Source organism: Streptomyces sp. NPDC048671, assembly GCF_055587045.1.
In genome coordinates, this window is record NZ_JBVJHB010000019.1 from 91,288 (window position 1) to 106,154 (window position 14,867).

12 protein-coding genes are annotated in these 14,867 nt (G+C 71.8%); 8 read left to right on the forward strand and 4 right to left on the reverse strand.

Features of this window, described 5'->3' with window-relative positions; genetic code table 11:
- Window positions 1–70 precede the first annotated feature (70 nt).
- The 4 genes from ACZ6S6_RS32325 to ACZ6S6_RS32340 form a co-directional block, all read right to left on the reverse strand.
- A complete protein-coding gene (locus ACZ6S6_RS32325; protein WP_469708458.1) occupies window positions 71–1,039 on the reverse strand; it encodes an N-acetylglucosamine kinase in 969 nt (322 codons plus the stop codon).
- Window positions 1,040–1,134: 95 nt separating this feature from the next.
- Window positions 1,135–1,812, reverse strand: coding sequence for a uracil-DNA glycosylase (locus ACZ6S6_RS32330; RefSeq protein ID WP_469708403.1), 678 nt, complete (start codon window positions 1,810–1,812; stop codon window positions 1,135–1,137).
- 34 nt (window positions 1,813–1,846) lie between these two features.
- Window positions 1,847–2,935 (reverse strand): WD40/YVTN/BNR-like repeat-containing protein, encoded by a 1,089-nt coding sequence (locus ACZ6S6_RS32335; protein ID WP_362964704.1) that lies wholly within the window; start codon window positions 2,933–2,935, stop codon window positions 1,847–1,849.
- 258 nt (window positions 2,936–3,193) lie between these two features.
- Window positions 3,194–4,252, reverse strand: coding sequence for a LacI family DNA-binding transcriptional regulator (locus ACZ6S6_RS32340; protein ID WP_362964702.1), 1,059 nt, complete (start codon window positions 4,250–4,252; stop codon window positions 3,194–3,196).
- 214 nt (window positions 4,253–4,466) lie between these two features.
- Here ACZ6S6_RS32340 and ACZ6S6_RS32345 point away from each other — a divergent pair, with 214 nt between their 5' ends.
- The 8 genes from ACZ6S6_RS32345 to ACZ6S6_RS32380 all read left to right on the forward strand — a co-directional run bounded on the left by ACZ6S6_RS32345 (window position 4,467) and on the right by ACZ6S6_RS32380 (window position 14,810).
- Window positions 4,467–5,723: an extracellular solute-binding protein gene (locus tag ACZ6S6_RS32345; protein ID WP_469708459.1), complete on the forward strand. Its 1,257-nt coding sequence runs from the start codon at window positions 4,467–4,469 to the stop codon at window positions 5,721–5,723.
- Window positions 5,724–5,725: 2 nt separating this feature from the next.
- Entirely contained in the window at window positions 5,726–6,655 is a 930-nt protein-coding gene (locus ACZ6S6_RS32350) for a carbohydrate ABC transporter permease (RefSeq protein ID WP_362964700.1), read from the forward strand.
- Between the two features lie 4 nt (window positions 6,656–6,659).
- Window positions 6,660–7,553 carry a carbohydrate ABC transporter permease gene (locus ACZ6S6_RS32355; protein WP_362964698.1) on the forward strand — a complete coding sequence of 298 codons (894 nt, stop codon included), beginning with the start codon at window positions 6,660–6,662 and terminating at the stop codon, window positions 7,551–7,553.
- A 52-nt stretch (window positions 7,554–7,605) separates the two neighbouring features.
- On the forward strand, window positions 7,606–10,002 hold the full coding sequence (locus tag ACZ6S6_RS32360) for a beta-xylosidase/alpha-l-arabinosidase (RefSeq protein WP_469708405.1): 2,397 nt from the start codon (window positions 7,606–7,608) through the stop codon (window positions 10,000–10,002).
- A gap of 193 nt (window positions 10,003–10,195) precedes the next feature.
- Window positions 10,196–10,588, forward strand: coding sequence for a hypothetical protein (locus tag ACZ6S6_RS32365; protein ID WP_469708407.1), 393 nt, complete (start codon window positions 10,196–10,198; stop codon window positions 10,586–10,588).
- Window positions 10,589–10,651: 63 nt separating this feature from the next.
- Window positions 10,652–10,924, forward strand: coding sequence for a DUF1876 domain-containing protein (locus ACZ6S6_RS32370; RefSeq protein ID WP_362964692.1), 273 nt, complete (start codon window positions 10,652–10,654; stop codon window positions 10,922–10,924).
- 122 nt (window positions 10,925–11,046) lie between these two features.
- Complete coding sequence (locus tag ACZ6S6_RS32375; RefSeq protein ID WP_469708409.1) at window positions 11,047–12,144, forward strand: NADH:flavin oxidoreductase/NADH oxidase; 1,098 nt, start codon at window positions 11,047–11,049, stop codon at window positions 12,142–12,144.
- Between the two features lie 227 nt (window positions 12,145–12,371).
- Window positions 12,372–14,810: a GH92 family glycosyl hydrolase gene (locus ACZ6S6_RS32380; protein WP_469708411.1), complete on the forward strand. Its 2,439-nt coding sequence runs from the start codon at window positions 12,372–12,374 to the stop codon at window positions 14,808–14,810.
- The last annotated feature ends 57 nt before the right edge of the window (window positions 14,811–14,867 follow it).

Consider the following 14,867-nt stretch of genomic DNA (forward strand, 5'->3'; position numbering starts at 1 on the left):
TCTGTCCGCATTTATCCGATGAGTCGCTTACCGGTCAACTGCCCTGCTCTGTCACCCCTCCGTCGGGCCGTCAATCCGGTCCGGACAACGGAATGCAGAGCAGTGTCGGATGGTGCGGCAGGAGCAGACCGCCGGTGGCCAGCGCCTGCGCGATGCGCAGGGAGCCGATCAGCGGATCACCCGAACCGGGGACCGCCCGTGCCTGCGGCAGCTGCCGGGACAGCTCCTCGCGCAGCGGTACGAGCAACGGGTCGCCCATCCGGAACAAGCCACCCGTCAGCGCCACTTCGTACTCCTCGCCGTCCGCTCCGGCCTTCGGGCACACGGCGGCGGCCGCCTGCGCGATATGTCCGGCGGCGTCGCGGAGAATGCCTTCGGCGACGGGGTCGTGTGCCGCGCAGGCGGCCACCTCGGGAGCGAACGAGGCCAGGACCGCGGGCCGGTCGGTACGCGGATAGAGCAGGCCGGGCAGTTCGGGCGCCGGGCCGAACACCGCCTCCAGCCGGGCGAGCAGTGCCGGGGATCCGCCGCGCCGCCCGTCGTGGGCGCGCATCGCCGCATCGAGACCGGCCCGGCCGATCCAGGCACCGCCACCGCTGTCGCCCAGCAGATGGCCCCAGCCGTCGGCCCGCCGCCACCGCGTCAGATCCGTGCCGAGGGCGATCAGGCCGGTGCCGCCCGCGACCACCGCGCCGGGCCGCTGGCCGACCGCTCCGGCGTACGCGGTCACGGCGTCGGCGGCGAGCGCCAGCCGTCGCACACCGAGCGCGTCCGCCAGGGCGGCGGGCAGTTCGGACCGCAGCTGGTCGCCGAGGGTGGCCATACCGGCAGCGCCGATCGCCGCGGCGGCGATCCGGCCTCCGTCGCCGTGCCGCGCGAGCAGTTCCCCGGCGGTGGGCAGCAGTTGCTCCAGCAGGTGAGCGGCGTCGATACCGGAGGGCCCGGTCCGCACCGGTCCGGCACAGGCCGCCGTGGCCAGGGGGGCGTCCGAGCCCACGGCGCCCAGGGCCACCCGCAGTCCGGAACCACCCGAGTCCACCCCGAGGACATACTCGCCGCGGACGTACTCCCCGGCGTGGTCCGGCCGTCCGGGGGCGCCGGCCGCCGCCGGGCCGTCCCCGTCGGGTTCAGCCGTCACGGCAGTCGCCAGTCGACCGGCTGGGCGCCCTGACGCTCCAGCAGCTCGTTGGTCCGGCTGAACGGCCGGGAACCGAAGAACCCGCGGTCCGCCGACATGGGGGAGGGGTGCGAGGACTCGATCGCCGGGAAATCCCCCAGCGACGGGCGCAGATTGCGGGCGTCGCGGCCCCACAGGACCGACACCAGCGGGGTGCCCCGCGCGACCAGCGCCGAGATCGCCTGCTGGGTCACCTCCTCCCAGCCCTTGCCGCGATGCGCGGCGGGCCGGCGGGGCGCGGTGGTCAGGGCCCTGTTGAGCAGCAGTACACCCTGCTCGGCCCACGGCGTCAGATCACCGTTGGAGGGGCGTGGAAGCCCCAGGTCCGAGTGGAGTTCCCGGAAGATGTTCTCCAGGCTGCCGGGCACCGGTTGGACGTCGGGCGCGACGGAGAAGCTCAGCCCCACCGCGTGCCCCGGTGTCGGGTAGGGGTCCTGACCGACGATCAGGACCCGTACCTGGTCGAAGGGTTGCTGGAACGCCCGCAGGACGTTCGCGCCCGAGGGCAGATAGGTGCGTCCCGCGGCGATCTCCTCGCGCAGGAAGCCGCCCATCGCCGCGATGCGTTCGGCCACGGGCTCAAGGGCCTGCGCCCAGCCGGGCTCGATGATTTCTTTCAGAGGTCGTGCTGCCACGGGCGGCACTCTACTGCTGATACGACGGTATGGATCAACCGCCCGTGGCCGCCGCCCGGACGCACAGGACATCCGGCAGGTGCGAGATGAGCTGCTGCCAGCTGTCGCCGTCGTCCGCGCTCGCGTAGACCTCGCCGTTGCGGTTGCCGAAGTAGACCCCCGCCGGATCGGCGTCGTCCGTACAGAGCGCGTCGCGCAGCACCGTGCCGTAATGAGCCCCCTCTGGGAGTCCCGCGGACAGGGGCTCCCAGCTGTCGCCGGCGTCGCGGGTCCGGAAGACCCGGCAGCGGTGCTCGGCCGGTACCCGGTCGGCGTCGGCGTTGATGGGGAAGACGTACGCCGTGTCCGCCCGGTGCGGATGCGCGGCCACGGCGAAGCCGAAGTCGGAGGGCAGCCCCTCGCCGATGTCCGTCCAGTTGCTCCCGGCGTCGTCGCTGCGGAAGACGCCCCAGTGGTTCTGGAGGTAGAGCCGGTCGGGATCGACCGCGTCCCGGCTGACCTTGTGCACGCACTGGCCGAACTCCGGGTTCGGGTCCGGCAGGAAGACGGCCGACACCCCCTTGTTGGCCGGGGTCCAGCTCTCACCGCCGTCCGCGGTCCTGAACACCCCGGCGGTGGAGACCGCGACCGTCACCGCCCGCGCGTCCCGTTCGTCGGTCAGGACCGTGTGCAGCCCCTCGCCGCCCCCGCCCGGCACCCATTTCGAACGCGTCGGATGCTCCCAGAGCGGGCGGACCAGCTCGAACGACTCGCCGTTGTCCCGTGACCGGAACAGCGCGGCCGGCTCGGTGCCCGCGTACACCACGTCGGGGGCCTCCGGGCCCGCCGGGTGCAACTGCCAGACCCGCTCCAGCGACGCTCCGGTGAACTCCGGGAACTTCACGGCCGGCCGTCTGGGCTCGACCCAGGTGGCGCCCAGGTCGTCGGAGTGGAAGACGGAAGGCCCCCAGTGCGCGCTGTCGCCGCCGACCAGCAGCCGGGGGACCTCCGCGCGGGTGTCGATGGCGACCGAGTAGATCGCCTGCGCATTGAAATGCGGACCGTCGAACTTCCACGCACCATCGTGCCTGCGGCCGATGAAGAGTCCCTTGCGGGTACCCACGGTGAGCAGAACATCGGTCATGACCGAACCTCCCGAAACGCCGTTGTGCCGGATACCGGTCAGTCTGCACCCGGCCACTGACAGCGGCGCGCAGGAGAGCGCGGGACACCGCCGCTTCCGCTGCCGTGCCCGGTGCGGTGCGGTGCGGTGTGCGAGGGGAAGTGTGAGCCGACGCGTCGTTGCCGTCGGTGACGGTGACGGTGACGGTGACGGTGACGGTGACGGTGGCGTGCCCCCGGCCGGGCCGAAGCGACGGCCCCCGCCCCGCGACGGCCTCCGTCAGCGGCGGGGCGCGGCCGTGCTGCTGCGCACCACCAGATTGGTGGCCAGGTCGACCCGGGTCGTCGCCGGCTGCCGGCCCCGGCCCAGGTCGATCACCAGGCGGGCCGCGGTCTCGGCCATCTCTATGAGCGGCTGGCGCACCGTGGTCAGCGGCGGTCCGATCCACCGGGTGAGCGGCAGGTCGTCGAAGCCGACGACGCTGAGGTCCTCGGGGATGCGCAGGCCCAGCTCCCGCGCCGCCTCGTACACGCCGAGCGCCTGTAGGTCGTTCCCGGCGAAGACCGCGGTCGGCCGGTCGGCCTGCCGCAGCAGATCGAGGCCCGCGGTGTATCCCGCCTCGTGCTGGAACTCGCCCTCGCGGATCAGCGCGGGATCGATCGGCAGGCCTGCGGTCTCCAGGGCGGCGCGGTAGCCGTCCACCCGGGCCCGGCTGCACATCATCCGGGACGGGCCGCTGATGACCCCGATCCGCCGGTGCCCGAGCGCGGTGAGATGGCGGGTGGCGGCCAGCCCGCCCTGCCAGTTCGTCGTCCCGACCGAGGGCACGTCGTCGCCGGGATCGCCCGCCGGGTCGACGACCGCGTAGGGGATGCTGCGGCTGGTCAGCTGGGCGCGCTGGGCGGCGCTGAGGTCCGAGAGCACCAGGATCACCCCGACCGGCCGGCGGGCCAGCACCCCGTCCACCCAGGTCTGCCCAGGGGTGAGCCGGCCCGCGCTCTCCGAGAGGACCAGGCTCAGCCCTTCCTCCCTGGCGACGTTCTCCACCCCGCGCACGACCTCCATGGCCCAGGCGCTGTCCAGCTCGTGGAAGACCAGATCGATTAGCCGGGACTGGGTGGTGGAGCCGCGTCTGCGGCGGTAGCCGTGCAGCAGCAGCAGCTCCTCCACCTTGGTGCGGGTACCCGGGGCGACATCGGCGCGCCCGTTCAGCACCTTCGAAACTGTCGGAGCCGAGACTCCGGCCGCTCGGGCGATTTCCGCCAGCGTGGCGGTGCCTTCCGACGATTCGCCGGCAGGCGCATTCTCCTGATGTGACTGGACGTTTGCGGGGCTCATAAGGGGATCGTAGCTCCCTGCGGCCCCGGCGGGCGGCTGGGTCAGGAGGGAGTAAATACCGCTCCCCGGCCCCTTGACGCACCCGAAACCCGACCGTACCGTTCCGGCAACATTCGTAAGTCTCACCGAAACATTCGACAGAGGTGCGGTCATGCGGTCGGGTATTTTCACTCAGTGCACACGTACGGCGAGATGGACCGCGGCCGGTGCCGCCATGGTCATGGCCGGCCTGCTGGCCGGATGCGGATCGGACGGCGCCGGCGGGGGCGGCGGGGGCGGCGGCGGAACCCTCACCGCCTACGTCTACGGGGACGACGCCGCGAAGATCCAGGAAGCGGCGGTCAAGGAGTTCAACAAGACCTCCGACGTCAAGGTCAAGCTCGTCTCCGTACCCGGCACCGAATACGTCAACAAGCTCCGCAGCGCCATGGGCTCCCCGAGCGCCCCCGACATCTTCTACAACTGGGGCGGCGGCTCCATCAAGCCGTACGTGGAGGCCGGCCAGGTGGTCGACCTCACGTCGACGATCAAGAACGACACCACGCTCAAGGACGGCTTCCTTCCGTCGATCCTCGCCGCGGGCAGCCTCGACGGGAAGATGTACGGCATCCCGATGCGCGGCATGCAGCCCGTGATGCTCTTCTACAACAAGACCCTCTTCGCGCGGAACAAGCTCCAGCCCCCCAGGACCTGGGAGGACATGCAGAAGGCCATCACCACCTTCAAGGGCAAGGGCATCACACCGTTCGCCCTCGGCGGCTCCGACAAATGGCCCGAGCTGATGTGGATGGAGTACCTCCTCGACCGGATCGGCGGCCCCGAGGTCTTCCGCGGGATCCAGGCAGGCGACAGCTCCGGCTGGGGCGACCCCGCCGTCCTCAAGGCGGCGAAGACGGTCAAGGAACTCGTCGACGGCGGCGCGTTCGGCAAGAACTTCAACTCCGTCGACTACGGCTACGGGGGCGCCCCCACCCTGCTCAACAAGGGCAAGGCCGCCATGCACCTGATGGGTTCGTGGGAGTACTCGACCCAGCTCGGCAAGGCACCCGCGTTCGCGAAGAAGGACCTCGGCTGGAGCACCTTCCCGACCGTGGCCGGCGGCGTGGGTGACGCCGCGGACGTGGTCGGCAACCCCACCAACTACTGGTCCGTCAACACCCGGACCAAGCACAAGGACGCGGCCATAGCGTTCCTGAAGACCATGTCCGCCAAGTCCTACAGCAAGGCCCTGGTCGACAACGGCGACATCCCGACCACGTCGAACGCCGCCTCGATGCTGGACTCCTCGCCCAACCCGCAGTTCGCGCACGACCAGTACACGATGGTCCAGAAGGCACCGAGCTTCACGCTCTCCTGGGACCAGGCACTGGAGTCGCGGATAGCCAACCCGCTGCTCACCGAGATCAGCAAGCTGTTCGCCGGAAAGTCGACCCCCGAGCAGTTCGTCGCCGCGATGAAGGCCGTCAAGTAACGATGTCCCACGTCTCTCCGTACACCAAGGTGCGTGGAGGAAGGAAGGCGGCCGCCGGCAACGTCGGCCGCCCGCCGGTCGGCTGGGCCCTGCCCGGCATCCTCTTCTTCGGCGTCTTCGCGATCGTCCCGCTGGCGATCGCCGTCTACCTGTCCTTCTGCAACTGGGACGGGCTGAACTCCCCGGCCCCGGTCGGCATGGACAACTGGACCCGGCTGTTCAAGGACCACGAGTTCCGTCAGGCCGCCTGGCTGAGCCTGGTGCTCACCACCGTCAGCTGGGCCTTCCAGACCCCGGTGGCGCTGCTGCTGGGCGTCTGGGCGGCCGGCAGGCAGCGCAGCCGGACGTTCCTCTCCGCGATCTTCTTCATCCCGCTGCTGCTCTCCACCACCGCCATCGCCATGCTCTTCCACGCGCTGCTCGACCCCAACTTCGGTGTGATCAAGCAGATCGGCCCCTGGTTCGGCATCGACCCCAACATCATGGGCACGTCCACCGGCGCCCTGCTCACCGTGGCCTTCGTCGGCGGCTGGCAGTTCATGCCGTTCCACACCCTGATCTACCAGGGCGGCGCCCGGCAGATCCCGGAGGTGCTCTACCAGGCGGCCGCCATCGACGGCGCCGGGATGCTGCGGCAGTTCTTCCACATCACCCTGCCGCAGCTGCGCAACACCATCACGACCTCGTCGGTCCTGATGATCGTCGGCTCGCTGACGTACTTCGACACCGTGCTGATCATGACCAAGGGCGGTCCGGGCACGGACACCACGATCCTGCCCTACCTGATGTACCGCACCGGCTTCCAGACCTACGACCTCGGCTACGCCGCGGCCATCGCCACGGCCCTGGTGGTCGTCGCCACCGGTCTGTCACTGATTCTGGTGCGCTTCAGCGGCTTCGGCACCATGCGGTCGACGCGGGAAGGTATGTGACGCCATGTCAGTCGACACTCGTCGGGCGGCGCCGCCCACGGCGCCCGCGTTCCGGGCCGGGGGCAGGGCCGCCCGCCGGCGCAGGAAGTGGGGTAACCCGCTGGCCGGCCTCGGCTCGCTGGTCTGGCTCGTCATCGTCGTCGTACCGCTGTACACGCTGGTCTCCTCGTCGCTGATGCACCAGGACGAGGCGCTGAGCGGCGATCCGCTGGCGTTCCCGGCCGACCCGACGCTGGACAACTACAACACCGTGCTGCACAGCGGCTTCTTCACACTGCTGGGCAACACCGCGATCGTCGCCGCCTCCACCGTGGCGATCGTGCTGGTCCTCTCGGTGCCCGTCGCCTATGTCGCGGTGCGCACCCGCAGCCGGCTCTCCTCGCTCGCCTTCCGGACCTTCCTGCTCGGCGTGGCCATCCCGGCGCAGGCCGTGATCGTGCCGCTGTACCTGCTGATCGGCAAGATGGGCCTCTACGACACCCTGCCCGCGATCATCCTGCCGACCGCGGCCTTCGCGATGCCGGTGGCCGTGCTGGTCCTGAGCGGCACCATGCGGGACGTCTCCGAGGAGATGTACGAGGCGATGGCGCTCGACGGCGCCACACCCCTGCGCATGCTGTGGCAGCTCGCCATCCCGATGTCCAAGGCCGGCATCAGCACCGTGGCGATCTTCTCGGCGCTGCAGGCCTGGAACGGATTCCTCTTCCCGCTGATCCTCACCCAGTCGGAGGAGCAGCGCGTCCTGACGCTCGGTCTCTTCAACTTCATGTCCCAGTTCGGAGTGAACATCCCCGCCGTACTGGCGGCGATCGTGCTCTCCGTCGTGCCCATCTTCGCCGTGTACCTCGTGGCGCGCAGGGCGCTGGTCAACGGACTGATGGGGGTGGGCGGCAAGTAACGCACCCACGCCGCCCCGCACCACCGCACTCAAGAGAGGAACCCCTGCCCCCATGGCAATCCCCGCTGTCCCGCACGCCCGCCGCACCGAGGCGGCCCCGGCCGCCGACGGTCCCTGGCGCGACCCCTCGCTCACCCCGCAGGCACGGGTGGCCGACCTGGTCCCCCGGATGACCCTGGAGGAGAAGGCCGCCCAGCTGTACGGAATCTGGGTGGGCGCCGACGCCGACGGCGACGGGGTCGCACCGCACCAGAACGACATGGTCGACCCGGTCGACTGGGACGAGCTCACCACCCGCGGCCTCGGCCAGCTCACCCGGCCCTTCGGCACCGCCCCCGTGGACGCCGGGGTCGGGGCGCTCGCCCTGGCCCGCGCCCAGCGCCGGATCGCCGGGGCCGGACGGTTCGGCATCCCGGCCCTCGCGCACGAGGAGTGCCTGGCCGGCTTCACCGCCTGGGGCGCCACCGCCTACCCCGTGCCGCTGTCGTGGGGCGCGGCCTGGAACCCGGAACTGGTCACCGAGATGGCCCACCGGATCGGCCGCGACATGCGCTCCGTCGGTGTCCACCAGGGGCTGGCGCCCGTCCTGGACGTGGCGCGCGACCTGCGCTGGGGCCGCGTCGAGGAGACCATCGGCGAGGACCCCTACCTCGTCGGGACCATCGGCGCGGCGTACGTCCGCGGACTGGAGTCCGCCGGCATCGTCGCCACCCTCAAGCACTTCGCCGGGTACGCGGCATCCGCCGGAGCCCGCAATCTCGCGCCGGTCAGGGCCGGGGCCCGCGAAATGGCCGATGTGACCCTCCCGCCCTTCGAGATGGCGCTGCGCGAGGGCGGTGCCCGCTCGGTGATGTCCTCCTACGCGGAGGTCGACGGAGTGCCCTCGGCGGCCGACCCCGTCCTGCTCACCGAACTGCTCCGGGACACCTGGGGGTTCACCGGGACCGTAGTCGCCGACTACTTCGGCATCGGCTTCCTGGAGACCCTCCACAAGGTCGCCGCCGACCGCGCGGACGCCGCCCGGCTCGCCCTGGGCGCCGGGGTCGACGTGGAACTGCCCACCGTCCGCAGCTACGGCGACGCCCTCGTCGCCGCCGTACGGGACGGAACCGTGGCCGAGGAACTCGTCGACCGGGCCCTGCACCGCGTACTGCTGCAGAAGTGCGAACTCGGCCTGCTCGACCCCGACTGGTCGCCGCTTCCCACCGCCCTGCGCGGCGCGGACCCCGAGCGGGCCCGGGACACCGTCGACCTCGACCCGCCGGAGAACCGGGCAGTGGCCCGGGAACTGGCCGAGCAGGCCTGTGTGCTGCTCGCCAACCCCGGTGGCGCGCTGCCGCTGCGCGGCACCGGCCGGATCGCGGTGGTCGGACCGCGCGCCGACGACGCGCTGGCCATGCTCGGCTGCTACTCCTTCCCCAGCCATGTCGGCGTCTCGCACCCCGAGACCGCGATGGGGATCGACGTGCCGACCGTGCTGGAGTCGCTGCGCGGTGAATTCCCGGGCGCGGGCGTCGAATTCGCCGCGGGCTGCGAGGTGGACGGTACGGACACGTCCGGGTTTGCGGATGCCGTCCGGCTGGCCGGGAACGCCGATGTGTGTGTCGCCGTCCTCGGTGACCGGGCCGGTCTCTTCGGCCGCGGCACCTCCGGTGAGGGCTGCGACGCGGCCGACCTCTCGCTGCCCGGTGTCCAGGGCGAGCTGCTGGACGCCCTGCTGGCCGGCGGCACCCCGGTGATCCTGGTGCTGCTGACCGGCCGCCCGTACGCGCTGGGGCGATGGGCGGACCGGGCGGCCGCCGTCGTGCAGGCCTTCTTCCCCGGCGAGGAGGGCGGTCCGGCGCTGGCCGGGGTGCTCTCCGGCCGGGTCAATCCCTCCGGCCGGCTGCCGGTCGGCGTACCGAAGGGTCCGGGCGGTCAGCCGTGGACGTATCTGCAGCCGCCGCTGGGGCTGGCGAGCGGGGTCAGCAATCTGGACCCGACGCCGCTCTACCCCTTCGGGCACGGCATGTCCTACACCTCCTTCGACTGGGAGCCGGGCGGTCCGGCCCCGGCCGAGATCCCCACCGACGGCTCGGCCGACATCGAACTCACGGTCCGCAACACCGGTGACCGCGAGGGCGCCGAGGTGGTGCAGCTGTACGTCCACGACCCGGTCGCCCAGACGACGCGCCCCCAGGCCCGGCTGATCGGCTACGCACGGGTGCCGCTCGCCGCCGGGGCGGCAGCCAGGGTCCGGTTCCGCTTCCACGCGGACCTGGCGTCTTTCACCGGCATCGGCGGCCGCCGCGTCGTCGAGCCCGGCGAGCTCGAACTGCGGCTCGCCACGTCCAGTGCGGCCACCGGCGTGCGCCGGACGGTGCGGCTGCGGCTCACCGGGCCCGAGCGGACCGTCGACCATCGGCGGCGGCTCGTCTGCGGCACCTCGGTCGAGCCCGCCGCGTACTGACCGGCCTCGCCCGCGGGCCCGTACCCCCTGTTCGTGGACCTCCCCGCTGGACGTGCGGGGAGGTCCACGAAACTTTCGACAGCTCTCCGGCGGTGGGCCCGTCACACCTCGGGCAACGTCGACATCACCAGTACGGTGCACCACATCGCCGCCGCCGGTGTGCGTGTGCTCAAATTCTGGAGGGCCAGAGCGAATGAACAGCGCGAACGAGGACAGCGGTGCGCCGGCCGGACACCTGGAGGTGACCCCGGTCGGCGCGGGGGTCGAGATCAGGCTCGGCACACCGTCGGGAGAGCTCTCGCTGATCTGCACCCCCGACCGGGCCCGCGAACTGGCCGCCGCACTCGGCCTCGCGGCGGACGAGGTCGAGAGCGCGCGCTCGGCGGACCCCGTCACGGTCAGGGCGGACGAGCTGCGCCGCGGAGACGTACGCGACGGCGACCGTGCGATGACGGTGGACGGGGTCAGGACGGACGGGGCCACCGTCCACGTCACCTGGAAGTCGGGCGCCGGACGCAGCTGGAACCAGCTGTACGACGCGGACGCCCGCATCACACTGCGCCGCCGCGGGCGTCAGGCGCACTGATCCGCCGCGCATCGCCGGCCGAAGGGGCGCACCCTGGAGGCAGAGGCTCCGGAGGTGAGCAGCATGACGCAGACCGTTGTCGGATGGCACATCGAGCTGGAATTCGAGGAGGACACCCACCGCACCCGCGCCGCCGCTCTGGTGCGGCTCTCCGACGGGAGCGAGGTACGCGCGCACGGCTATGCCAGCCGGCACCCCTCGGACTCCGGACAGCCCCGGGTGGGCGAGGAGATCGCGGGTGCCCGCGCGCTGAACGAACTGGCGATGAAGCTGCTGACCAAGGCCCACGACGAGATCGACGAGGAGTCCGGCCGGACGTCCCACCCGCTGACCTGAGGGGACGGGGACGGGGCGGGGTCCGTGGCTCTTGTACGGGAGGCATCGTAATTTGACGGGCGTCGTAGTACGGGAGGTATCGTACTAGCGATCCTTCCGTACCCGGCGAAACGGAGTCCGTCGTGAGTGCCCTTTTCGAGCCCATCACCCTGAGGTCGCTTGTCGTGCCCAACCGGGTGTGGATGGCACCGATGTGCCAGTACAGCGCCCAGCCGGTGGGGCCCGAAGCGGGCGTGCCCACCGACTGGCACTTCGCCCATCTCGCGGCCCGCGCCACCGGTGGCACCGGGCTCATCCTCACCGAGGCGACGGCCGTCAGCCCCGAGGGCCGGATCAGCCCGGCCGACCTCGGCATCTGGAACGACACGCAGGTCGCGGCGTTCCGCCGGATCACCGACTTCGTCAAGGCGCAGGGCTCGGCCGTCGGAATCCAGCTGGCGCACGCCGGGCGCAAAGGATCGACCGCCGCCCCCTGGACCGGCGGCGGCCCGGTCGGCCCCGACGCGTACGGCTGGACCCCCGTCGCGCCCAGCCCGCTGCCGTTCGACACCGGCCACCCCGTGCCGCACGAGCTGACCGCCGACGAGATCCAGGGCGTCGTCGCCGACTTCCGCGAGGCCGCGCGCCGCGCGCTCGACGCGGGCTTCGAGGTGGCGGAGGTGCACGGTGCGCACGGCTACCTCATCGGGCAGTTCCTCTCCCCGCACAGCAACAAGCGCACCGACGCGTACGGCGGCAGCTACGAGAACCGCGTCCGGTTCGCACTCCAGGTCGTCGACGCCGTACGGGAGGTGTGGCCCGAGGATCTGCCCGTCCTCTTCCGCGTCTCCGCGACGGACTGGCTCACCGAGAACGCCGAGGACGAGCGCGAGGGCTGGACCGCCGACGAGACCGTGCGGCTGGCCGGCGAACTCCGGGACCACGGAGTGGACCTGCTGGACGTCTCCACCGGCGGGAACGCCCCCCGCGCCCGCATCGCGACCGGGCCCGGCTACCAGGTCCCCTTCGCCGAGCGCGTGAAGCGGGAGACCGGTCTGCCCGTCGCGGCCGTGGGCCTGATCACCGATCCCCAGCAGGCCGAGAAGATCCTCACCGAGGGCCGCGCGGACGCCGTCCTCCTCGGCCGCGAACTGCTGCGCAGCCCGTCGTGGGCGCGGTACGCGGCGCGCGAGCTGAGCGGCACGGTGGGCGCCCCCGAGCAGTACGGCTACGCGATCTGACCGCACCCGCGGCCATCCGCCCTCTCCGTGTTCCCGGCGCGCGTCGGGCACGTACGGGGAGGGGTGGCCGCGGCGTCCGTTCACCGCACATTCACCAGGGATGACGGCCGAGGCATTCCCCCCGGCGCCGGGGGGATCTACGCTCGGCCGCGAATCGATCAACGTTGTCCACGGCCGGACCCCGGACGAAGACAACGTTGTCCGAACTCCCTGGAAGGTACCGCGACATGCCCACCAGACCGTTGCCCGCGGCCCGGCGCCTCGCCGCGCGAACAGCCGCCGTGCTCGTCACCGGCGCGCTCGCCGCCGCAGTCCTGCCCCCGGCCGCCGAGGCCGCGACCCCCACCGCCCGCCCCACCGCCTATGTGGACCCGCTGATCGGCAGCGCCAACGGCGGCAACACCTTTCCCGGCGCCACCCTCCCTAACGGCATGATCGCCTGGTCGCCCACGAGCACCAAGGGCGACCAGACGGGCACCGGCGCCGCGAACGGGTACCAGTACGACACCACCCGGCTGCGCGGGCTGAGCCTCACCCACGTCAACGGCGCCGGGTGCGACCCGGGCGCGGCCGGTGACATCCCGATCATGCCGTTCGTCGGGGACGTCACCTCGTCTCCGTCGGCCGACACCAAGGACGCCGTCTACGCCGCGGACTTCTCGCACGACGACGAGCGCGCCGTCCCGGGCCGCTACACCGTCGGCCTGGACTCCGGAGCCAAGGCCGACCTCGCCGTGAGCCGTCGCGCGGGTGTGGCCGACTTCGCCTTCCCGGCCGGGAAACCCGCCAATCTCCTCTTCCGGGTCTCGAACTCGCTCAACGGCAGCGAGGACGCCCAGGTCGAGATCGACCCCGCGCACCGCAAGGTCACCGGCTCGGTCCTCACCGGCGCGTTCTGCGGACGGCGGGCCAACGGCGGTACCAACAACCGCAAGAGCTACTACCGGCTCTACTTCACCGCCTCCTTCGACCGCGCCTTCTCCACCACCGGCACCTGGAAGGACGGCACACTCGCTCCGGGCTCGACCACCGGCAGCGGCGGCGAGGGCTACGCCACCGGAGCGGACCGGGCCGGCCGCGGATCGGGTGGCTGGGTCGGCTTCGACACCGCCTCCGACAACGATGTCCACATGCGGATCGGCATCTCCTACGTCAGCCAGGCCGGCGCCGAGGCCAACCTGCGCACCGAGATCGCCCCGCACGCCGGGGTGGACGACGTGGCGGCCGCCGCGAGCCGGACCTGGGACCGGGAGCTGAACTCCGTACGCACGGGCGGCGGCACCGAGGCGCAGCGCACCACCTTCTACACCGCGCTGTACCACTCCCTGATGCAGCCCAACGTGATCAGCGACACCGACGGCCGCTACCCGGGCATGGACGGCGCACCGCACCGGGTGGAGCGTGGACAGGGCGCGCAGTACAGCAACTTCTCCGGCTGGGACCAGTACCGGGCGCAGATACAGCTGCTGGCCCTGCTCAAACCGGAGATCGCCGGGGACTTCGCCCAGTCGCTCTACAACTTCGCCCGGCAGAACGGCGGCGTGTGGGACCGCTGGGTGCACATCAACGGCGCCACCCACGTCATGACCGGTGACCCCACCGCGGCCACCCTCGCCACGTTCTACGCCATGGGGGTACGGAACTTCGACTACGAGGGCGCCTACGAGTCGCTGGCACGCCAGGCGACCGTCCCCGTCGACGACGGTCTCTCGGACGCCGGCTGTCCGGGCCAGTGCACCGGCCAGCGGCCCAATCTGGCCCAGTACCTGGAGTCCCACTACGCCCCGCAGGACGTCTGCCACTGCTGGGGCGGCGCCGCCGAGACCCTGGAGGACGCGGTCGCCGACGACGCGCTCGGCCGCTGGGCCGCACTGCTCGGCCGCGACAAGGAGGCCGAGGCGTTCAAGGAGCGCGGCGGCTGGTGGCGCAACGTGTTCAACGCGGCGGCCACCGACGGGGCCGGGACCAACGGCTACATCCAGGCGCGCGACCTCGACGGCTCCTGGGTCTCCCCGTTCGCTCCGGGCAGCGAACTCGGCTTCGCGCAGGGCACCAGCGCCACGTACACCTGGATGGTTCCGCAGGACGTCCAGGGGCTGGCCGATGCGATGGGCGGCCGGGACGTCGCGGCGCAGCGCCTCGACGGCTTCTTCCACAAGGCGGACGGCTCCTGGTCGGTGAAGGGCGGCGACTCCGTGCGCTACGACCCGACCAACGAGCCTGGAATCCACGCCCCTTGGCTCTACAACGCGCTCGGGCAGCCGTGGAAGACCCAGGCGACCGTCCGCGAGATCCTGAACACGGTCTACGGCACGGGCCCGAGCGGTCTGCCCGGTAACGACGACCTGGGCACCATGTCCGCCTGGTACGTCTTCTCCGCGCTGGGACTGTACCCGCAGTCCCCGGGCGGCGGCGCCATGCTGCTGGGTGCCCCGCTGTTCCCGAGGGCCGTCATCGACCGCCCGCACGGCAGGGACATCACGATCACCGCCCCGGCCGCCGAGGCCACGCACGCGTACATCGACGCGGTGACGGTCAACGGCAGGCGGAGCGACCGCTCGTGGACGGACGCGAGCCTGCTCGCGAGGGGCGGCACGCTGGCCTTCCGCCTCTCCGCGAAGGCGAACACTTCCTGGGCCACGAGCCCCTCGGGGCTGCCGCGGTAGCGCGCGGTCACCGGACGGCGGGCCCCCGCGACCGATCGCGGGGGCCCGCCGCCATGT

Excerpts from the sequence above, each read along its gene's own strand:
- ACZ6S6_RS32355 (WP_362964698.1), top strand. The coding sequence starts at position 6,660 with ATGTCAGTCGACACTCGTCGGGCGGCGCCGCCCACGGCGCCCGCGTTC.
- ACZ6S6_RS32360 (WP_469708405.1), top strand. The coding sequence starts at position 7,606 with ATGGCAATCCCCGCTGTCCCGCACGCCCGCCGCACCGAGGCGGCCCCG.
- ACZ6S6_RS32345 (WP_469708459.1), top strand. The coding sequence starts at position 4,467 with ATGGTCATGGCCGGCCTGCTGGCCGGATGCGGATCGGACGGCGCCGGC.
- ACZ6S6_RS32370 (WP_362964692.1), top strand. The coding sequence starts at position 10,652 with ATGACGCAGACCGTTGTCGGATGGCACATCGAGCTGGAATTCGAGGAG.
- ACZ6S6_RS32350 (WP_362964700.1), top strand. The coding sequence starts at position 5,726 with ATGTCCCACGTCTCTCCGTACACCAAGGTGCGTGGAGGAAGGAAGGCG.
- ACZ6S6_RS32365 (WP_469708407.1), top strand. The coding sequence starts at position 10,196 with ATGAACAGCGCGAACGAGGACAGCGGTGCGCCGGCCGGACACCTGGAG.
- ACZ6S6_RS32335 (WP_362964704.1), bottom strand. The coding sequence starts at position 2,935 with ATGACCGATGTTCTGCTCACCGTGGGTACCCGCAAGGGACTCTTCATC.
- ACZ6S6_RS32340 (WP_362964702.1), bottom strand. The coding sequence starts at position 4,252 with ATGAGCCCCGCAAACGTCCAGTCACATCAGGAGAATGCGCCTGCCGGC.
- ACZ6S6_RS32380 (WP_469708411.1), top strand. The coding sequence starts at position 12,372 with ATGCCCACCAGACCGTTGCCCGCGGCCCGGCGCCTCGCCGCGCGAACA.